Genomic DNA, 20,572 nt, shown 5'->3' with positions numbered 1-20,572 from the left:
GCATAACGGCTATCGCTTACGAGCAGCCGGTGGTGCCGCCGCAGGTGTCGCACTTCAGGCAGGTGCCGTTGCGCACCAGGGTGAAGTTGCCGCATTCGGGGCAGGCGTCGCCTTCATAGCCCTTCATGCGCGCCGTGCGGATCTGTTCGGCGCGGGCGTCGAACTCCTGGATCAGGGCCTCGGCGTTCACCGCGACGCTGACCGCGCTCTGGGCCGCCGCCGCCAACTGCATGGCACCGCCCGAGATGTCCGCCGACATGGAGGTCGGACCATTGGCCCGCGTCATGAACAGCAGGTTGGACGAGCGCACATAGCCGCGCGACGCCACCTTTTCGACCACCGCCAACTGCTGGGCGGCGGCGGCGGCAACGGCCGCTTCCGGCAGCCCTTCCTGGGCGCCGCGGCCCACCGTGTCGGGGGTGAGGTCGGCGGGCTCCACATGGGCCAGGTCGTTGCGGCCCAGGTAGGAGATGGCCAGCTCGCGGAAGATGTAGTCCAGGATGGACGACGACATCTTGATGGTGTCGTTGCCTTCCACCATGCCCGACGGCTCGAAGCGGGTGAAGGTGAAGGCCTCGACGAATTCCTCCAGCGGCACGCCGTACTGCAGGCCCACCGAGATGGCGATGGCGAAGTTGTTCATCATGGCCCGGAAGGCGGCGCCTTCCTTGTGCATGTCGATGAAGATCTCGCCCAGCTTGCCGTCTTCGTATTCGCCGGTGTGCAGATAGACCTTGTGGCCGCCGACGATGGCCTTCTGGATGTAGCCCTTGCGGCGGTCGGGCAGCTTGCGCCGCGCCTGGGCCTGCTGGAACACCCGCTCGACCATGCGCTCGGCGACGATCTCGGTGCGGCTCGCCATGGAGGCGTCGGCCAGCTCGTCGGCCAGTTCGCCGGCATCATCGAGCAGGGAGGCCTGCAGCGGCTGGCTGAGCTTGGAGCCGTCGCGGTACAGCGCATTGGCCTTGATGCCCAGACGCCAGGACAGCATGTAGGCGTTCTTGCAATCCTCGACCGTGGCGTTATTGGCCATGTTGATGGTCTTGGAGATGGCGCCCGAGATGAAGGGCTGGGCGGCGGCCATCATGCGGATGTGGCTGTCCACCGACAGGAAACGCTTGCCGACGCGGCCGCAAGGCGAGGCGCAGTCGAATATCGGCAGGTGCTCTTCCTTGAGGAAGGGCGCGCCTTCCAGCGTCATGGCGCCGGTGACGTAGGTGTTGGCCAGATCGATCTGCTCGCGCGTGAAGCCCAGCCAGGCCAGCATGTCGAAGGTGTAGTCGTCCAGCTTGTCCTTGGGGATTCCCAGGGTCTCGGTGCAGAACTGCTCGCCCAGGCCGTACTTGTTGAAGACGAACTTGATGTCGAAGGCGCTTTCCAGCTGGCCTTCGATCTTCTCCAGCATGGCGTCGTCGAACCCCTTGGCCTTCAGGCTGTCGTGGTTGACGTGGGGAGCGCCGCGCAAGGAGGCATGGCCGACCGCATAGCGGATGATCTCGGCGATGTCGGCCGCGTTGTAGCCCAGCGTGCGCAGGGCCTCGGGGACCATGCGGTTGATGATCTTGAAGTAGCCGCCGCCGGCCAGCTTCTTGAACTTCACCAGGGCGAAGTCGGGCTCGATGCCGGTGGTGTCGCAATCCATCACCAGGCCGATGGTGCCGGTGGGGGCGACCACGGTGGACTGGGCATTGCGGAAGCCGTGCTTCTCGCCCTTGGCCAGAGCCTCGTCCCACGCCTGACGGGCTGCGGCCAGCAGGGGGGCGTCGGGGCAATTGGCGGCGTCCAGCGGCACCGGAGTGACCGACAGACCCTCGTAGCCGGTGCCCATGCCGTGGGCGGCGCGGCGGTGGTTGCGGATCACCCGCATCATGGCCGGGCGGTTCTTCTCGAAGCCCTCGAAGGCGCCCAGCTCCTCGGCCATGTCGGCCGAGGTGGCATAGGCTTCGCCGGTCATCAGGGCGGTGATGGCCCCGGTCAGGGCGCGGCCCTTGTCGCTGTCGTAGGGAATGCCCGACGCCATCAGCAGACCGCCCACATTGGCGTAGCCCAGACCCAGGGTGCGGAACTCATAGGACAGTTCGGCGATCTTGGGCGAGGGGAACTGGGCCATCAGCACCGAGATTTCCAGCACCATGGTCCACAGGCGGCAGGCGTGGCGGAAGCCCTCCACGTCGAACGAGCCGTCCTCATTGCGGAAGCACAGCAGGTTCAAGGACGCCAGATTGCAGGCGGTATCGTCCAGGAACATATACTCGGAGCAGGGATTGGACGCATTGATGCGCCCCGATTCCGGGCAGGTGTGCCACTCGTTGATGGTGGTGTCGAACTGGATGCCCGGATCGGCGCAGGCCCAGGCGGCCTCGCCGATCTGCTCCCACAGGTCGCGGGCCTTGAGGGTCTTGGCGGCCTTGGCGGAGTTGCGGTGCTTCAGCGCCCAGTCGCCGTCCTGCAGCACGGAGTTGAGGAAGGCGTTGTCGACGCGCACCGAGTTGTTGGAATTCTGACCCGAGACGGTCAGGTAGGCCTCGGAATCCCAGTCGGTGTCCAGCACCGGGAAGTCGATCTGGGTGTAGCCCTGGCGCGCGAACTGGATGACGCGCTGGATGTAGTTCTCCGGAATCTCCGACTTGCGGCCGGCGATGATCGCCTTCTTCAGGCGGGCGTTGGCCTTGGGGTCGAAGCGGGCCTCGCCGTCCTCGCCGTCCCACTCGCGGCAGGCGGCCATCACTTCGGTCAGGTGGCGGGCGGCGAGGCGCGAGCCGGCCACCAGGGCGGCGACCTTCTGCTCTTCGCGCACCTTCCAGGAAATGAACTTCTCGATGTCGGGGTGGTCCACGTCCACCACCACCATCTTGGCGGCGCGGCGCGTGGTGCCGCCCGACTTGATCGCTCCGGCCGCGCGGTCGCCGATCTTGAGGAAGCTCATCAGGCCCGACGAACGGCCGCCGCCCGACAGCTTCTCGCCCTCGCCACGCAGGCGGGAGAAGTTGGTGCCGGTGCCCGAGCCGTACTTGAACAGGCGGGCTTCGCGCACCCACAGGTCCATGATGCCGCCTTCATTGACCAGATCGTCCTCGATGGACTGGATGAAGCAGGCGTGGGGCTGGGGATGCTCGTAGGCGGACTTGGAGCGGACCAGCTTGCCGGTCTTGAAGTCCACATAGGAATGGCCCTGGCCGGGGCCGTCGATGCCATAGGCCCAGTGCAGGCCGGTGTTGAACCATTGCGGCGAGTTGGGGGCGCCCATCTGGCGGGCCAGCATGCAGGCCATCTCGTCGCGGAAGGCGCGGGCATCGTCCTCGGCGTTGAAATAGCCGCCCTTCCAGCCCCAATAGGTCCAGGTGCCGGCCAGACGGTCGAATACCTGCCGGGCGCTCTGCTCGCCGACCACGCGCTCCTTCTCGGGCAGCTTGGCCAGGGCCTCGGAATCGGGCTCGTGGCGGCACAGCCAGTCGGGCACGCCCTTCTCGGCGACGCGCTTCAGCTTGGCGGGAACGCCGGCCTTGCGGAAATACTTCTGGGCCAGGACGTCGCAGGCCACCTGCGACCAGTCGGCGGGGACCTCGATATCGGTGGCGGAGAACACCACCGATCCGTCGGGGTTGCGGATCTCGCTGGACGCCTTGCGGAACTGGATTCCGTCATAGGCGGTTTCGCCGGACTTGGTGTAGTGACGCTGGACGCGCATTGTAGCCCCTCTGCTCCGCTGGTCGATCCTGCCGGGGTGGACACAAGGATGGCGGCAGGCGTCCCCGTCCGGGCGCGTCTTTCCCCCAATTCCCGTGTCGTCCACAATATCTTGTGGTGTTCCCTCGACAGAGACGCAGCCTATGTCACGGCCCTCTGTCGCGTCAACGATTCTTTACGAAGCATTCACATCATATTGTGTTTGATTTCGACGAAACCTAGCACCGCTAGTGGTGCCCATGGCCCGTTTTCGCCACTTTTGTCGGGACGGGCGGGAAACGTGCAACCCCTCTGGACGGGGAGGGTGCCTTTTGCCTATAGTCCGCCCGACATTTGTTTCGCGAGGATCGAGATGGCGACGCTGGGCACCCTGCTTTACACCTGGGCCAAGGGCAAGCTGGTTGGAACCGATGCCGAGGGCAACCGCTATTATACCGAGCGCGCCGAGGCCAAAGGCCGGCGCACCAAGCGTTGGGTCGTCTATAACGGCAAGGTCGACGCGTCGCGCGTCGCCCCCGAATGGCATGCCTGGCTGCACTATACCAGCGACAAGCCGCTGACCGATGTGGCCCGCCAGCCCTGGCAGCAGCCGCACCGCTCCAACAAGACCGGCTCGGCCGAAGCTTATCTGCCGCCCGGACACGATCTGGCCGGCGGCCGGCGTGACCGCGCCACCGGCGATTACGAGGCGTGGCAGCCCTGATCATTCTGACGGGGGGATGGGGGCATGATCAGCCGCGTTGATCGCGATACCGTGACAGGCGGCACCGTGGTGCTGGTCGGTGCCCTGCTGCTGATGCTCGCCTTCGCCGTGGGGGGCAAGAGCACCGACAATGGCGACGGCTATGTCCTCAAAGCTCGCTTCAACCGTGCCGACGGCATCAATGTGGGCAGTGCCGTTCGCCTGTCGGGCACCGTGGTCGGCCGGGTGATCGACCAGGGGCTGGACGACCGCTACCGCGCCCTGTTGACGCTCAGGCTGCGCAAGGACGTCCAGTTGACCAGCGATACGGCGGCGGTGATCTACACCGACGGCCTGCTGGGTGCCAAGTTCATCGAACTCAAGCCGGGCGGCGACGAGCAGATGCTCAAGCCCGGCACCGAAATTCAATATACCCAGGATGCGGTGGTCATCGAGGATCTGCTGGACATGATCATCCAGCAGGGCCGCGCCAAGCGCGGCTATCTCGACAAGCCTCTGCCGTCCACCACCAATTGAGCAGGTAGGCCATGGGACGGAATCTGATCGAAACCATCATGGGTGCCGTGGTCCTGGCTGTGGCGGGCTTCTTCCTGGTGTTCGCCTATACCCACGCCAACTTCAAGAAGATCGAGGGCTACGAGGTTTCCGCCACCTTCGCCAGCGTCGGGGGGCTGGATACCGGCGCCGACGTCAAGATCAACGGTATCAAGGTGGGCACCGTGGCGTCCCAGTCGCTCGACCCGCAGACCTATGACGCGGTGGTCAGGCTCTCCATCGCCCACGGCATCAAGCTGCCCGCCGATACGGTGGCCAGCGTGTCGTCCGAGGGGCTGCTGGGCGGCAAGTTCATCAAGCTGGCTCCGGGCAAGTCGCCGACCATGATCGCCGCCGGCGGCGCCCTGGGACCCTCCAAGAACTTCAAGTCCATCGAGGAGATGGTCGGCCAGCTGATCTTCCTGGCCACCACCGACAACCAGCCGCCGGCCCCGGCCGCCAAGGAATAGGGGCGGCTCCATGGTAACGCCGCGCACCTGGGGGTTGACGGCGGTTACCATGATGGCCTTCGCGGCCAATTCCCTGCTGTGCCGCGAGGCGCTCCGCCACACCGCCATCGATCCCGCCAGCTTCACCCTGGTCCGCATCGCCTCGGGCGCTCTCGTCCTGGCCCTGCTGCTCCGGCTGCGGCCGGGAAGCCGGCGGGGGGGCAATTGGGGCTCGGCCCTGGCCCTGGTCGGCTATGCCGTGGCCTTTTCCTTCGCCTATCTGTCGCTGTCGGCGGGAACCGGCGCCCTGCTGCTGTTCGGCGCGGTGCAGATGACCATGATCGGTCGCGGCCTGATGGCCGGGGAACGGCTGCGGCCGCTCCAGACCGGGGGGCTGGCGCTGGCGCTGGGCGGGTTGGTGGCGCTGCTGCTGCCGGGGGTCACCGCCCCGGAGCCGGTGGGGGCGGTCCTGATGATCGTGGCGGGGGCGGCCTGGGGGATCTATTCCCTGCGCGGGCGGAGGGAGAGCGACGCCCTGGCCGCCAATGCCGGCAACTTCCTGCGCGGGGTACCCTTGGCGACGGCGGCATGTCTGGCCGTCGCCCTGATCGGCGAGCCGCGGATCGACGGAATGGGCCTCGCCTATGCCATGGCCTCGGGCGGCGTGGCCTCGGGCATGGGCTACGCCTTGTGGTACGTGGCGGTGCGCGGCCTGCCCGCCACCCATGCCGCCACGGTGCAGCTCAGCGTGCCGGTGATCACCGCCCTGGCCGGGGCGGTGCTGCTGGGCGAGAGTCTCAGCCTGCGCCTGGCGCTGGCCTCGACGGCGGTGCTGGGGGGCATCGCCCTGGTGGTGGTGCGGCGCTGAGCGCCGCTTTCCCCCGGGAAAAGGCGGTCCAAAGAGCGGCCCGCGTCAGACTACGACCCTAGACCGCCTTCACGTCGGCGAGGAACGTTCCCACCTGTTTGCCCAGGTTGGCACCGGATTCATCCAGGCTTTCCGCGACCTTGAACATGGCCGAGGCCATTTCGCCGGTGGTATCGGCGGCGACGGAGACCTGCGAGATGTTGCGGGTGACCTCGTGATTGCCGTCGGCGGCTTCCTGGACGTTGCGGACGATTTCCTGGGTGGCGGCGTTCTGCTCCTCCACGGCGGCGGCGATGGATGACACCACCTCGTCCACTCGGGAAATGGCGGTCCCCACCGTCTTGATGGCGTCGACCGCATCGCGGGTCGAGGTTTGGATGCCGCCGATCTGCTCGGCGATCTCGCTGGTGGCCTTGGCGGTCTGGGTGGCGAGATTCTTGACCTCGTTGGCCACCACCGCGAAGCCCTTGCCGGCCTCACCCGCCCGCGCCGCCTCGATAGTGGCGTTCAAGGCCAGTAGGTTGGTCTGTGCCGCGATATCGTTGATCAGGCTGACGATCTCGCCGATTTTGATGGCGGCGCTGGACAATCCCTCGACCGTGGCGTCGGCGCTGTGGATGCCCGCCACCGCCTCCTGGGTGATCAGAGTCGAGTCCTGGACCCGGCGGCTGATTTCCAGGGTCGATGCCCCCAGCTCCTCGGCGGCGCTGGCCACCGTCTGGATGTTGCTTGACGCCTCCTCGGCGGCGGCGGCCACGGCGGCGCTCTGACGGCTGGTTTCCTCGGCGGCGGCCTGCAGGCTGCTGGACGTGGTGTGGACGCTGCGAACCGTCTCGTTGACGTTATCGATGATGTGGCGGATGGCCACGTCAAAATCGCCGGTGAGCCGTTCACGTGTCCGGGAGCGGGCCAGTTCACGTTCCTGGTCCGCCCGCGCCTCGGCTTCCAACTGCTCGGCGCGGATCATGCTTTCCTTGAAAATCCGCATGGCCTTGGCCATGTCGCCGATCTCGTCCTCGGCATCGTGGGTCGGAATGGGAACCTGCTTGTTGCCGTTGGCCATCTCCTGCATGGCGGCGGTCATGTCCACGATGGGTGTGGCGATGGAGCGGGCCAGTATCAGGCCGGTCACCGCGATCAGCACCGCGCCGACTCCCCCCAGGATGCCGAGCAGCCACTGGATGTACCTGACGGCTTCCATGGCCTCGGCGTCGTCGATCTCGGCGATCAGCGCCCAGTTGGTGTCGCCGACCTTCAGCGGAGCATAGGCCGACAGCACGGAATTGTTGTTGTAATCGACGATGATGGCCGATCCCGTCCGGCCGGCCAGGGCCTCGCGGGTGGCCTGGGTATCCACCTTGCCCTTGGCCGGATTGGCGAACGAGGCCAGGACCGTGTGGTTGGTCTTGTCCAGGAAGGAATCCGAGCGCATCAGCATGTCGGCGCCGACCAGATAGGTCTCTCCGGTCTGGCCCATGCCGTCGCGCTGCTGCATCACCCCGTTGATGGAGTCCAGCGAAAGCTGCAGGGCCACCACCATGACCACCTTTCCGTCCTTCATCAGCGGCTGGGCGATGAAGGAGGCCGGCTCACCCTTTGATGCCGCATAGGGAGCGAAGTCGGCAATGGCGTACTGGCCGGTCTGCATCACCTTGCGCACCAGGGCGCCGAGATTGCTGCTCTTGTAGGGGCCGTCGAGCAGATTGGTGCGGTAGTCGGGCTCCTTGGCATCGGTGAAGAAGGCGTAGCCCTTGGCGTCGATCAGGAAGAGGTCGTAATAGCCGTATCCCTTGATGAATTTCTTGAAAAATCCGCCATGGGTCTGGTCCACGGTTTCCGGGTCGATGGACATCTGCTGAACCATTTCGGTCAGGATGCCCATGTCGTCGTGGCGATCCTGGAGGTACTGTTCGATTTGCTTTTTCTTGATGCCGCGGACCGCTTCCAGTTCGGCGAAGGCCTGATGCTCCAGGGCGGTTTTGGCCTTATAGAGCGAGATGCCGCCGATGGTAGCGAAGGGGACGAGGCCGACCAGAAGGAATGCAAGAATGAGACGGGGCTTGAGGCGGAGTGACATGATGCATTCCTTTTGCCTATTTAGAACGGCTATAAGTGTATTTCCTTAGTTGGCGTCTGTCTACCCGTTCGCCAAGGTGCCCGGTGCGCGCGAGGGCGAAAGCCCTCTTGGCGGAAGCGGCGGCAACAGGCATGGTGTGTCCGATCCGGGACCAATGGTGGCCGGGCCTGAAATTTAGGAGAGCGGCATGCGTCGGGTGTTGGCGTTGGGGGCGATTCTGATGGCGGCTTCGGCCCAGGCGCAGAATGCGGCTCCCGCAGACGCGCCGGTCGTACCCGCCGCGCCGCCTCAGATGAGCGGCACCGACCTTTCCTTCGATACGGCGGTGTTGCAGGGGCTCGACAAGGTCACCGCCCGGGTGGTGACGGTGGAGGCGCCGGTGGGCGCGCCGGTGCATGTGGGGGCGCTGGAGATCATCGTGCGGGCCTGCAAGAAGCGCCGTCCCGAGGATCAGCCGGAAAGCGCCGCCTTCCTCGATATCTGGGAGTTGCGCAAGGACCAGCCGGCGGCGGCCCTGTTCCGCGGCTGGATGTTCGCGTCCAGCCCGGCGCTGTCGGCCATGGAACACCCGGTCTACGACATCTGGGTCCTCGACTGTCGCGGCAAGGCACGCTAACCCAGGGCCAGTTCCCACGGAATGCTGCCGTCGCGGTCGAACCGGGCCTGCTCGTCCAGGGCGTCGGCCAGGCGCTCCTGATACTCGGCGCGGGGGATTTCCCGGGCGCCGAACTGTTTCAGGTGATCGGTGACGAACTGGGTGTCCAGCAGACGGAAGCCGCCATGGCGCAGCCGCGCCACCAGATGGACCAGCGCCACTTTCGATGCGTCGGTGCGGCGCGAGAACATGCTTTCGCCAAAGAAGGCGCCGCCCAGCGCCAGGCCGTAGAGCCCTCCCACCAGTTCACCGTCCCGCCACGTCTCCACCGAGTGGGCGAGGCCCAGTTCGAACAGTTCCACGAACAGCCGGACGATCTGGTCGTTGATCCAGGTCTCGGGGCGGTCGGCGGTGGCTTCGCCACAGGCGCGCATCACCGTCTCGAAGGCGGTATCGCAGCGGATTTCGAACCGTCCGCCGCGCAGGGGCTTGCGCAGACTCTTGGGGATATGGAAAGCGTCCAGCGGCAGGATGCCGCGCCGTTCCGGATCGATCCAGTACAGGCGGTTCTCGTCGCGTGAGCGCGCCATGGGAAAGATGCCCGAGGCATAGGCGCGCAACAGAAGATCCGAGGTGAGCGGGCGCATGTGCCCAGCCTATCCCAATCGTGGGCGGGACGGCAATTCACGCGGCCGGGGACTGGCCTATTTGGGCAGGTAGAAGCGGCCGGTGATGCCGACCCGGCGAAGCTGGTACGAACGGTCCAGTTCGTCGAACATCTCGTCGGCGAAATTGATGAAGCGGGGCGGCATGGACTGGGCGCCCTTCGGCTCATCGGCCGGGTGGGCGCGGCGGCTGGTGATCTGCACCACGGCGACCTCGTGGCGGGCCAGCAGGCCGGTCATGGCGTCGGCGGGCAGGCGGCCGTTGGTGATGGCCTGGGTGCCGCCATAGGGATCGATCCACATGGGCTTGCCGGCCCGCAGGCACAGCAGCAGCGATTCGCAGATGGCCGGGCCGGGGACGGTCTTCAGCCAGGCGATATCCTCGAGGAACAGCGCCTCGCGCTCCTTGAGATCGCCGGCCATGTCCACGGCGAACCGCCCCAGGGCGATGGGCATGTGGAACAGCAAGCCGGCATGCACCAGCAGCGCCAGGGCGGCGCAGGCCCTTGGTCCTCCGCCGGGATGGGCGCGAAGCCAGGCGGCGGCCGGGCCGGCGCCCATGGCGCAGGCGATCATGGCGTCGAAGAAGATATTGGTGTCGACGCCGGCGCCGCCGGAAAAGCCCAGGGCCAGGGTCAGGCTCAGGGCCAGATAGGCTCCGATCTTGGCGGTGACGCCGCTGTCGCGGCCCAGCAGGACATAGAGGCCGATCACGGCGATGGGGGCCTGCAGCAGATCCAGCATCTCGGTGCTGAGGATGATGCCGCGCGCCGGGTCGTACTGGCGCGACGCCAGCAGATTGCGGAAGAAATCGGCGCCGAACCTCGCGTCGATGATCGCCAGGGCCAGGGCGGCAAGGCCCAATCCGGTGCCGAGATAAAGGGCGCGCTCGCGGTGGCTGCTCCGCCAGACCAGATGAACGGTGGTCACCAGCGGCAGGGCCAGGACGTTGTGCTTGCACAGCAATCCCGCCGCGAACAGCAGAGCGACCAGGGGGAGGCGGGCCGTTCCACCCCGGTGGTTCACATAGACGGCGAAGCCAGCGCACAGGAAGCCCTGGGCCAGCAATTGCGGGTCGTTGACCCCCACGTAATCGGCGGCGAAGCCCGACAGCATGCCCAGCGCCGCTGAACCGGACAGTACCGCGTCCAACCGCCGGGCTCCGGCGGCGCGGGCCACCCAGGCGGCGGACAGGGCGATGACCGCCACCGCCGCCAGCGACAGCAGCCGGCCGGCCAGGACCATGTCGCCGATCAGCGTCCCCAGCATTCCCACCAGATAGAAGGAGAGCGGCGGGTAGTTGTTGACGAACATGGGAGTATCGGCCGAGTACAGCGACAGGCCGGCCATGGCCCGCATCTGCTGATAGGCGTTCCAGCCCTCGTTGTAGTCGATCTCCAGGGCGGTGCCGATGCGCAGGACCGGATAGGCGAACAGACAGAGCGCCAGGAGGGCGAGCCCGGTGACGGTCAGTTTGTAGGCATCGGTTCTGTTCACGGTCCCTCTCGGATATCACTCTGGCCAGGCAGGGGTTTAGCAATAATTTCGCTCGCGATCATTCGCTAATTCTCAAGAGAGGGGCGTGACGCTCAAGGTTTATATGCCTTTTGGCGTATGGGCTAGAAGGGGTGATTTCCCGATGCCGCCAATACTGTAAAACCATCGGGTCGAATGTTATGGAGCGAAACATGGGTTTGGCCCAGCCGACCGCCAGGACCCGGTCGGAGGATGCGGAGGCTTTCGGGTTTCGACGCCTGCGTCGTTGGCTGGTCGCCGGATTTGTTTCCGCCAATCTGTTCCTGATTGCCGCCTATCTGGTGATGGTCTGGCTGGGGCCGCGGTCCACCATTGAGGAGACGGGGCGCTCCATGCGCACCCTTGCCCTGGCCTTGTCAGAGCAGGTGGAGGCCACCATCCGGTCCGAGGCCGCCATCCTGACCTCGTTGCAGCGGGAGATCCGGGCACGCGGCGGGGTGAGCGCCTTCAGCGAAACCGCCTGGTACGAGATGTTCATGGCGCATCTCAACCTGTTCAGCGACGATCCGGCCGACAAGCCGCTGCACGCCTTGTTCTTCGTGAATGCCGACGGGATCGCCTCGGCCAGTTCGGTCGGCAATCCGACCCGGCAGGCCGACGCCTCCATGCGCCCCTATTTCGTCTTCCACCGCGACAATCCCGGCGAGGAACTGTTCATCAGCGAGGTCTCGCAGTCCAAGATCACCGGGCTGTGGGTGTTCTTCCTGACCCAGCGCATCAGCGGCGAGGACGGTTCGTTCCAGGGAGTGATCGGCATCTCGCTGCGCATCGGGCGGTTCGAGGACCTGTTCGACCGGCTGGGCCTGCCCGCCGACGGAACCATCGCCATTCACCGTATGGACGGGGCTCCGCTCTACCGCCATCCCTTCACCGAGGCCTTCGCCACGGCGGCGCCCGCCGCCTTTCCCGGCGTGGCGGCCATGATCGAGAAGCGATCCGGATACGACCAGCAGGTCAGCCCCTTCGACGGTAAGCCCCGCGTCGTCGGCTATAATCTGGGACGGCGTTATCCCATCCTGGCGGTGGCGACGGTCAGCCGCGAGGGGGCGCTGGCCGCGTGGTCCCGCACCATGTCGTGGTTCGCCGGGTTGGGGCTGGCCGCCCTGGGGATGGGAGGGATGCTGTTCCTCTTTTCGCTCAGGCATCTGGGCAGCCTGGAGCGGGAGGCCCGCATGCGGCGCCTGTCCCAGACCGTCGATCAGAACCCCCACATGATCATCACCACCGATCCGGACGGAGTGATCGATTATGCCAATCCCAGCTTCTGCCGCTTCACCGGCTTTTCGCCCGAGGAGGTGATCGGCCGCACGCCGCGCATTCTCAAATCGGCCGAAACTCCCCCCGAGGTCTTCACCGATTTGTGGCGCACCATCCGGGGCGGGCACGAATGGCGCGGCGAGATGCTCAACCGGCGCAAGGACGGCAGCCCCTATTGGGCCTCCATCGTCATCTCGCCGGTCATGGACGAGGGCAGCGGGCTATGCGGCTTCGTCGGCATGCAGGAGGACATCAGCGAGCGCAAGCGCATCGAGGGAAGGGTGGCCGAACTGGTGGCCGAGTTGAAGGAATCCAACGAGGAACTGGAGCACTTCGCCTATGTGGCCTCCCATGATCTGCGCCAGCCGCTGCGCATGATCACCTCGTATCTCGGCCTGCTGCGCAAGAAGCTGGGGGCCGTCTTCGACGAGGAGGCCTCGGAATACTTCGCCTTTGCCACCAGCGGTGCCAAGCGGCTGGACCGCATGATCGTCGATCTGCTGGAATTCTCGCGCATCGGCAAGCAATCGGCCATGGAGAGCGTCGACCTCAACATGGCGCTGGCCGACGGGCTGCAGAATCTCCGCGTCGCCATCCGGGATTCCGGGGCGGTGGTCAATGTGGCCGAGAACCTGCCCACGGTAGAGGGCGATCGTTCCGAACTGACCCGCCTGTTCCAGAACCTGATCGGCAACGCCCTGAAATATTGCCAGGAGGGCCGGATTCCGGTGGTGGACGTATCGTGCCGCGATGCCGGGGCGGACTGGATCATCTCGGTCCAGGACAACGGCATCGGCATCGATGCCGACTGCCTGGACAAGGTGTTCGGCATCTTCCAGCGCATGGTCAGCCGCGACAAGTACGAGGGGACCGGTATCGGCCTCGCGGTGTGCCGCAAGATCGCCGAGCATCATGGCGGCCGCATCTGGGCCGAGTCGGAGGTGGAGCGGGGCTCCACCTTCCTGGTCAGTCTGCCGAAGGCGTGATCACACGCATTTGCGGATATAGGGCCGGTTGATCTCCCACAATTCGTCCAGCAGCTTGACGGCGGCGTCCGAGGAATTGACCACCGGATCGGCCAGCAGGGCCTGCAGCGCCAGTTCCTTGGAGGCGTGAACGGCGGCCTCCACCGACAATTGCTGCACGCCGGCCTGGACCAGGGCCAGCTTCTGCACCGGTTCGGGCAGCGGTCCCAGGGAGACCGGATGCACGCCGGCCGCATCGACGATGGCCGGGACCTCCACCGCCAGGTCGGGCGGCAGGTTGGGGATGGTGCCGTTGTTCATCAGCACCGCCGATTCCAGGTAGTGGTGGCGGTTGTTGATGATGCCGTCCACCACCACGTTGGTGCGCTCGCCCACCGAGTGCTTCCACTCGTCGGGCAGCGGGCCGCCGGCCAGGACGCCCTCGATATCCTGCTGAAGCTGGACCCGCTCGCGCGCGTCGCCGTCGTAATCGTGGCCGTGCTCGCCGCCTTCCCAGCCGAAGGCCAGATACTCGCCCATATGGTCGTCGCTGCAACTGGGCCACAGGCCGTAAATGTTGAACATCTTGCGGCTGAACGGCTGGAAGCCGGGGTCGAAGGTGGGCTCCTTCTCGCGCAGCAGGGGATAGAGGTCCTGGCCGGTCCAGCGGTTGCGGAACTGCAGCATCCATTGGAAATGATTGAGGCCGATCCCCCAACACTCGGTGTCATGCCAGGACTGGCCGGTGATGTGGCACAGCGCGCCCCTGGCCATGAAAATGCCGTGGCACAGTCCCATGGATTTGATGGGGCTGTACTTGCCCAGCGCCAGGACGATGCGGCTTTCCGGGTTGGAGAAGTTGAGGAACAGGGCGTTGGGGCACATCTCCTCCATGTCTCGCGTGATGTCGAAGATCAGCGGCAGGGTGCGCATGGTGAAGAACAGTCCGCCCGGTCCGCCGTTCTCGCCCAGGGTCTGGCGGATGCCGTACTTCTTGGGGATTTCGAAGTCGTGCTTCCACAGCCGCATGCGGTCGATGGCCACCGAGTTGATCACCACGCTCGCCCCGTCGAAGGCGGCGCGGCGGTCGGTGGTGCTTTCGATGATCATGCCGGCCTTGCCGTCGGCGTTCATGCGCTCGGCCAGGGCCTTCATGCGGGCCAGGGCTTCCGGATTGTGGTCGACCAGGACCAGGGTGGAACCGGCCAGGGTGTCCGACGAGAACATGTCGCGGAAGGTGGAAAGGCCGAACGACATGCTGCCGGCGCCGAGAAAGGCGATCTTGGTGATGTTTTTCATGGCTTGACCCTCCCAGGTCCTTCTTTGAGTCTTCTAGAGGGCGGTGATGCCGCCCCGATCCAGCAGGATTTCCGCCTCGTCCCGGTAATCCTCGGCCAATGCCAGTCCGGCCGCCGCCGCCTCGTCCAGCACCACCACCGCATCGGGGTGGAGTTGCAGGGCGGAGGCGGGGACCAGGGCCGAGACCGGCCCCTCGATCATCTTGACCACGGCGTCGGCCTTGGCCGGTCCGGTGGCCAGCAAGATGATGCGCCGGGCGCCCAGGATGGTGCCGATTCCGGTGGTCAGCGCCGCGTCGGGCACCTCGGCGGGCGCGAAGATGGGCGCGTTGGTCCGGCGCGTGCTGCGGCGCAGCCCCACCAGCCGGGTCCGGCCGGCCAGACCGCAGCCGGGCTCGTTGAAGCCGATATGGCCGTTGACCCCCAGGCCGAGAATCTGCAGATCCAGCCCGCCCACCGCTGTGATGCGGTCCTCGTAGGCGGCGCAATAGGCGGACAGGTCGCCCTGGGCCGTACCGTCCAGCAGATGAATCCGCGACGGCGGTATCCCGGCCCTGTCGATGAAATGGGCGCGCAGCGTCCGGGCGCAACTGGCGGGGTGTTCGGCGCCGAGGCCCAGATACTCGTCCAGGCCGAAGATGGTGGTGCGCGAGAAGTCCAGGGACCGCCGCTGGTCGGTCAGCTCGGCGTACATGGCGAGGGGTGTCGCCCCCGCCGCCAGACCCATGACGCAATCGGGTCGGGCGCGGACCAGGCTTTCCACCAGTGATGCCGCCCGTGTCGCGACGGATTGCGCATCGGGTTCGATCAATACCCGCACCGGCTCGTCTCCCGATCACTCCTTCATTGTCACCAGTGTACGAGGCCTGACGGGAAATGCATCTGTTATCGCGAGCTTCCCCTTGCACGGGAGCGGCCTTTGCCGCCAAGATCGTACCCGAGTTGGGGGCTTGTATGAGCAACAAGGCAGGCTGGATCGATTACTGGGATGGCGATGTCTCGGTTTATACCGGAGCACGCCACCTTGAAGCCCATTACAGGGAATTGTTTGCGGGAATCGAGCCGCTGCTTCCCGCCGCTCCCTTCACCCTGCTGGATTTCGGTTGCGGCGAGGCGCTGATGGCGCCCGACATCGTCGCCAGGGGCGGGCGGGTCTTCCTCTATGACGCGGCCGGCGGCCGGCGGCCCAGGCTGCGCCAGCGCTACTCCCACCTGGACGGCATCATGGTGCCCGACGATCTGTCGGTGCTGGACGGGGTGTGCGACGTGGCGCTGCTCATCTCGGTGATCCAGTATATCCCGCGCGAAGGACTGCCGGCCTTGCTGGGGCAATTGCACCGGGTGCTCAAGCCGGGTGGCAAGCTGATCATCGGCGACATCCTCAGCCCGGCCAACAGTGTCGTCGGCGATGTCGCCGCCCTGCTGCGCTTCGCCTGGCGCGAGGCTTTTCTGCTCGAGGCGGCGAGGGGGCTGCTGCGTACCCTCAATTCCAACTATCACCAGCGGCGCAAGACCCTCGGACTGTCCTCCTACGGCGTCGAGGAAATCGGGGCCTGCCTGGATGCGGCGGGGTTCGACATGACTCCCCTGGCCGCGAATGTCGGTCACGCCCGGCACCGGCGCTCGGTATTGGCCCGCCGGCGGGGGTGATATGCGCTCTCTTTCCTTGACCATATTTTTCTAATGGTCTATGCCTGAGAATGAAGATGCGATGCGGTTGCATCTGCTGTCGCGAGGCAAAGGCCATGGACGTTTCGCTGCAAGACATGAAGCCCGGTGACTCGGCCCGTGTGGTCGGCTTCACCAAGGGCGAGCGGGACTACCGCCAGCGGCTGCTCGCCATGGGGCTGACCCCCGGCGCGGTGTTCTCGGTGACCCGCGTGGCGCCCATGGGCGATCCGGTGGAGATCACCGTGCGTAACTTCACCCTGACGCTGCGTAAGCACGAAGCCGCCATCCTGAAGGCGGTCAGGGCCTGATCATGGCTCATGTGGTCGCCGTCGTCGGCAATCCCAATTGCGGCAAGACGACGCTGTTCAACGCCCTGACCGGCTCCACCCAGCAGGTGGGCAACTGGCCGGGCGTCACCGTCGAGAAGAAGGTCGGCACCTATCACCGCGACGGCCAGGAATACGATCTGGTCGACCTGCCCGGCATCTACATGATCGGCGGCATCTCCAAGGGGTCCGAGGACGAGCGGGTGTCGCGCGACTACATCCTGTCCGGCGAGCCGGAGGTGGTGGTCAATATCGTCGACGCCTACAATCTCGAGCGTAACCTCTACCTGACCGCCCAGTTGCTGGAGATGCGGGTTCCGCTGGTGGTGGCCGTCAACATGATGGATCTGGCGGAAAAGAGCGGCATCCACATCGACGTCGAGGCCCTGTCCCGCGCCCTGGACTGTCCGGTGGTGCCGGTCATCGCCAGCCGGCGCCGCGGGTTGGACGGCCTGAAGGCGGCCATCGCCGATGCCTGCCGCGCTCGCCATGTGCCTGCCGTCCAGCCTCCCCACGCCGAGGCGGTGGCAGCGGCACGCGGCGCGCTGGCGCCCCACTTGGCCGAGGCGGCCGCCCGCGCCAAGGTGGACGCGGCCTGGGCGGCGCTGAAACTGATCGAAGGCGACAGCTTCGCCGAAGCCATGGCCGAAGGCCGGCTGGATGCCGAAATCGAGGCGCATCGCGCCGAGATCGAGACCCGCTGCGGCGAAGAGGCCGACATCATCATCGCCGACGGGCGCTACACCTTCATCGGCGGGGTGATGCGGTCCTGCGTGCAGCAGTCGCGCAAGGTGTCGCTGGCCCTGACCCGGCGTATCGACAAGGTGGTGCTCAACCGCTTCCTCGGCGTGCCGGTGTTCCTGGCCGCCATGTATCTGATGTTCCTGTTCACCATCAAGGTGGGTGGCGCCTTCATCGACTTCTTCGGTCAGGCGACCGAGGCCCTGGTCATCGACGGCAGCGCCGTGGCCCTGGGGATGATCGGCGCCCCGGAATGGCTGGTGGCGGTGGTGTCGGGCGGTATCGGCAGCGGCATCAAGACGGTGGCCACCTTCATTCCCATTATCGGTTCGCTGTTCCTGTTCCTGTCGTTCCTGGAGGATTCGGGCTACATGGCCCGCGCCGCCTTCGTCATGGACCGCGCCATGCGGGCCATCGGCCTGCCGGGCAAGTCCTTCGTGCCGCTGATCGTCGGCTTCGGCTGCAACGTGCCGGCCATCATGGCCACCCGTACCCTGGAAAGTCGCCGCGACCGGGTACTGACCATCATGATGGCGCCGTTCATGTCGTGCGGCGCCCGGCTGCCGGTCTATGCCCTGTTCGCCGCCGCCTTTTTCGCCGAGAGCGGCCAGAACATCGTCTTCTCCCTCTATCTGGTGGGCATCGTCTTCGCGGTGGGCACCGGCCTGATCCTCAAGGGCACTCTGCTCCGGGGCGAGGCCTCGCCCTTCGTCCTGGAACTGCCGCCCTACCACCTGCCCACCGCCCGCACCGTGGTGATGCAGGCCTGGCAGCGGCTGTCCGAGTTCATCTTCCGCGCCGGGCAATTCATCGTGCCGCTGGTGACGGTGCTGAGCGTGCTCAACGCCGTGGGCACCGATTTCAGCTTCGGCAAGGAGAACAGCCGGGATTCGGTGCTGGCCGCCGTCAGCCGGGCCATCACCCCGATCTTCCACCCCATCGGCCTGTCCGACGACAACTGGCCGGCGGCGGTGGGGCTGTTCACCGGCGTTTTCGCCAAGGAAGCGGTGGTGGGAACCCTCAACGCCCTCTACACCCAGGTGGGAGCCGAGGATAGCGGCGCCCGCGCGGAGGAGGAGGCCAAGGGCGGTATCGGCGACAAGCTCATGGCGGCGGCGGCGACCGTGCCCGTCAAGCTTTCCAAGCTGGCCGAATCGCTGGGCGATCCCTTGGGCATCGATCTGTCCTTCACCGGGTCCTCGGCCGAGGCCGCCGCCGAACTGAAGGTCAAGGACGGCGTATTCGGCGCCATGGTCGCCCGCTTCGACGGTGCGGCGGGAGCCCTGGCCTACATGGTGCTGATTCTGCTTTATACCCCCTGCGTGGCGTCCCTGGGCGCCATCCGCCAGGAGGCGGGCGCGGGGTGGACGGCCTTTGCCGTCGGCTGGACGTCGCTGCTGGGCTATTCCGCCTCGGTGGCCTGCTATCAGGCCGCCACCTTCGCGCGCCACCCGGCCGGCTCGGCTGTGTGGCTGGCCGCCTGCGTCCTGGCACCCCTGTCGGCGGTGGGCTTGATGTGGCTGGTGGCGCGGGGCCGCGACCGCCGTCTCGCCGCCGTTTCTCCCGCCCAATAGGAGCCGCCATGACCCTGGTCGAGGTGAAAGCCTATCTGATGGAGCGTCATCGCGCCGGCCTGGGCGAGATCGCCACCCACTTCGATACCTCGCCCGATACCATCCGGCAGATGCTGGGGCAGTGGATCGCCAAGGGCCGGGTCAGGAAGGTGGACAACGGTTCCTGCGCCGCCGGATGCCATTGCGCCATCCGCCACGACGAGATCTACGAATGGGTCCGGCCCGGCCTGTGACCTGAGCGGGCCGTGACCCCGATCAGGGAAACAGCACTCCTGAGCTTCAGGAGTGCTGCGCCACGAACTTCTCCAGCCAGTGGATATCGTAATCGCCATTGACGAAATCGGCGTCCTGGACCAGCCGGTTGTGCAGCGGCAGGGTGGTCTTGACGCCTTCGATCACGTACTCGCCCAGTGCCCGCTTTAGCCGCATCAGCGCCTCGTTGCGGGTGTTGCCGTAGACGATCAGCTTGGCGATCATCGAGTCGTAATGGGGCGGAATGCGATAGCCGGCATAGAGCCCCGAATCCACCCGCACGCCGAGACCGCCGGGGGCATGGTAGCCCTCGATGCGTCCGGGGCAGGGGACGAAGGTCACCGGGTCCTCGGCATTGACGCGGCACTCCAGGGCGTGGCCGGCAAAGCGCACATCGGCCTGGGTGTAGCCCAGCGGCGCGCCGGCGGCGATGCGGATCTGCTCCCTGACCAGATCGATGCCGGTGATGGCCTCGGTGACGGGATGCTCCACCTGCAGGCGGGTGTTCATCTCGATGAAGTAGAACTCGCCGTTCTCGTAGAGGAATTCGATGGTGCCGGCGTTGCGATAGCCCAGCTTGGCGATGGCGTCGCAGGCGATCTTGCCGATACGGGCCCGCTGATCGGCGTTCAGCGCCGGCGAGGGGGCCTCCTCGAGAACCTTCTGGTGCTTGCGCTGCAGCGAGCAGTCGCGCTCGCCCAGATGCACCACGGCGCCGTAATTGTCGGCCAGGATCTGCATCTCGATGTGCCGGGGATGGCCGAGATACTTCTCCATGTAGACGTCGGCGTTGCCGAAGGCGGCCTTGGCCTCGTTGCGGGCCAGCTTCCACGATTCGACCAGTTCTTCCGCGTTGCGGGCCACCTTCATGCCCTTGCCGCCGCCACCGGCGGTGGCCTTGATCAGCACGGGATAGCCGATGCCGGCCGCCACTTCGAGGGCCGTCTCCTCGGTGTCGACCGAGCCGTCCGAGCCGGGAACCACCGGAATGCCTGCGTCCTTGACGGCCTGCTTGGCGGTGATCTTGTCGCCCATCATGCGGATGTGGTCGGGCGTCGGACCGATGAACACGAAGCCGTGCTCCTCGACCATCTGGGCGAAGTCGGCGTTCTCGGACAAAAAGCCGTAGCCGGGATGAATGGCGTCGGCCCCGGTGATGGAGGCCGCCGACAGGATCGCCGCCTTGTTCAGGTAGGAATCGCGGGCGGCGGGCGGCCCGATGCAGACGGCCTCGTCGGCGAGGCGCACATGCATGGCGTCGTTGTCGGCGGTGGAATGCACCGCCACGGTGCGGATGCCCATCTCGCGGCAGGCGCGATGGATCCTGAGTGCGATCTCGCCCCGGTTGGCGATGAGGACCTTCTCGAACATCAT

17 protein-coding genes are annotated in these 20,572 nt (G+C 66.2%); 10 read left to right on the top strand and 7 right to left on the bottom strand.

The genetic code is table 11. The features are described 5' to 3' along the window. Positions 1–16 precede the first annotated feature (16 nt). The gene (locus CP958_RS09825; protein ID WP_096701795.1) at positions 17–3,688 is read right to left on the bottom strand and encodes a vitamin B12-dependent ribonucleotide reductase; all 3,672 of its coding nucleotides are present in this window, start codon (positions 3,686–3,688) and stop codon (positions 17–19) included. A 351-nt stretch (positions 3,689–4,039) separates the two neighbouring features. Here CP958_RS09825 and CP958_RS09820 point away from each other — a divergent pair, with 351 nt between their 5' ends. Genes CP958_RS09820 through CP958_RS09805 form a run of 4 tightly spaced genes read left to right on the top strand, consistent with a single transcriptional unit; the run spans position 4,040 to position 6,241 of the window. After that, the gene (locus CP958_RS09820; RefSeq protein ID WP_096701794.1) at positions 4,040–4,390 is read left to right on the top strand and encodes an NADH:ubiquinone oxidoreductase subunit NDUFA12; all 351 of its coding nucleotides are present in this window, start codon (positions 4,040–4,042) and stop codon (positions 4,388–4,390) included. Between the two features lie 24 nt (positions 4,391–4,414). Then, entirely contained in the window at positions 4,415–4,906 is a 492-nt protein-coding gene (locus CP958_RS09815; protein WP_096701793.1) for an outer membrane lipid asymmetry maintenance protein MlaD, read from the top strand. Between the two features lie 11 nt (positions 4,907–4,917). After that, positions 4,918–5,394, top strand: a complete 477-nt coding sequence (locus CP958_RS09810) for an outer membrane lipid asymmetry maintenance protein MlaD (RefSeq protein WP_096701792.1) — start codon at positions 4,918–4,920, stop codon at positions 5,392–5,394. 10 nt (positions 5,395–5,404) lie between these two features. Beyond that, positions 5,405–6,241, top strand: a complete 837-nt coding sequence (locus CP958_RS09805; protein WP_096701791.1) for a DMT family transporter — start codon at positions 5,405–5,407, stop codon at positions 6,239–6,241. Positions 6,242–6,299: 58 nt separating this feature from the next. On the opposite strand, the gene CP958_RS09800 is transcribed toward CP958_RS09805, so the two are convergent. Beyond that, positions 6,300–8,318, bottom strand: a complete 2,019-nt coding sequence (locus CP958_RS09800; protein WP_096701790.1) for a methyl-accepting chemotaxis protein — start codon at positions 8,316–8,318, stop codon at positions 6,300–6,302. A 187-nt stretch (positions 8,319–8,505) separates the two neighbouring features. On the opposite strand from CP958_RS09800, the gene CP958_RS09795 reads away from it, so the two are divergent. After that, on the top strand, positions 8,506–8,934 hold the full coding sequence (locus CP958_RS09795; RefSeq protein ID WP_096701789.1) for a DUF2155 domain-containing protein: 429 nt from the start codon (positions 8,506–8,508) through the stop codon (positions 8,932–8,934). On the opposite strand, the gene aat is transcribed toward CP958_RS09795, so the two are convergent. Together aat and CP958_RS09785 are read right to left on the bottom strand one after the other, a co-directional pair. Next, on the bottom strand, positions 8,931–9,560 hold the full coding sequence (gene aat, locus CP958_RS09790; RefSeq protein WP_096701788.1) for a leucyl/phenylalanyl-tRNA--protein transferase: 630 nt from the start codon (positions 9,558–9,560) through the stop codon (positions 8,931–8,933). The genes CP958_RS09795 and aat overlap by 4 nt on opposite strands. A 57-nt stretch (positions 9,561–9,617) precedes the next feature. Further along, on the bottom strand, positions 9,618–11,075 hold the full coding sequence (locus tag CP958_RS09785) for a hypothetical protein (RefSeq protein WP_096701787.1): 1,458 nt from the start codon (positions 11,073–11,075) through the stop codon (positions 9,618–9,620). Positions 11,076–11,266: 191 nt separating this feature from the next. Between CP958_RS09785 and CP958_RS09780 the strand changes: the two genes are divergently transcribed. Then, entirely contained in the window at positions 11,267–13,357 is a 2,091-nt protein-coding gene (locus CP958_RS09780; protein WP_170958917.1) for an ATP-binding protein, read from the top strand. On the opposite strand, the gene CP958_RS09775 is transcribed toward CP958_RS09780, so the two are convergent. Beyond that, positions 13,358–14,635 carry an alpha-glucosidase/alpha-galactosidase gene (locus CP958_RS09775; protein ID WP_096701785.1) on the bottom strand — a complete coding sequence of 426 codons (1,278 nt, stop codon included), beginning with the start codon at positions 14,633–14,635 and terminating at the stop codon, positions 13,358–13,360. A gap of 33 nt (positions 14,636–14,668) precedes the next feature. Further along, positions 14,669–15,454 (bottom strand): glucosamine-6-phosphate deaminase, encoded by a 786-nt coding sequence (locus tag CP958_RS09770; protein ID WP_096701784.1) that lies wholly within the window; start codon positions 15,452–15,454, stop codon positions 14,669–14,671. A gap of 134 nt (positions 15,455–15,588) precedes the next feature. Between CP958_RS09770 and CP958_RS09765 the strand changes: the two genes are divergently transcribed. From CP958_RS09765 to CP958_RS09750, 4 genes are all read left to right on the top strand, one after another. Beyond that, positions 15,589–16,284, top strand: coding sequence for a methyltransferase domain-containing protein (locus CP958_RS09765; protein ID WP_096701783.1), 696 nt, complete (start codon positions 15,589–15,591; stop codon positions 16,282–16,284). Positions 16,285–16,379: 95 nt separating this feature from the next. Further along, entirely contained in the window at positions 16,380–16,613 is a 234-nt protein-coding gene (locus tag CP958_RS09760; RefSeq protein WP_096702036.1) for a FeoA family protein, read from the top strand. Between the two features lie 2 nt (positions 16,614–16,615). Further along, entirely contained in the window at positions 16,616–18,946 is a 2,331-nt protein-coding gene (gene feoB / locus CP958_RS09755; RefSeq protein ID WP_096701782.1) for a Fe(2+) transporter permease subunit FeoB, read from the top strand. Between the two features lie 8 nt (positions 18,947–18,954). Next, on the top strand, positions 18,955–19,179 hold the full coding sequence (locus CP958_RS09750) for a FeoC-like transcriptional regulator (protein ID WP_096701781.1): 225 nt from the start codon (positions 18,955–18,957) through the stop codon (positions 19,177–19,179). Positions 19,180–19,225: 46 nt separating this feature from the next. On the opposite strand, the gene accC is transcribed toward CP958_RS09750, so the two are convergent. Continuing rightward, on the bottom strand, positions 19,226–20,569 hold the full coding sequence (accC, locus tag CP958_RS09745) for an acetyl-CoA carboxylase biotin carboxylase subunit (protein WP_096702035.1): 1,344 nt from the start codon (positions 20,567–20,569) through the stop codon (positions 19,226–19,228). Positions 20,570–20,572 lie beyond the last annotated feature (3 nt).

The sequence above is a fragment of the Magnetospirillum sp. 15-1 genome (assembly GCF_900184795.1).
In the GTDB taxonomy this organism is placed as follows: Bacteria; Pseudomonadota; Alphaproteobacteria; order Rhodospirillales; family Magnetospirillaceae; genus Phaeospirillum.
The sequence above is the reverse complement of the archived record's forward strand: the minus strand, read 5'-3'. Positions and strand labels throughout refer to the sequence as shown.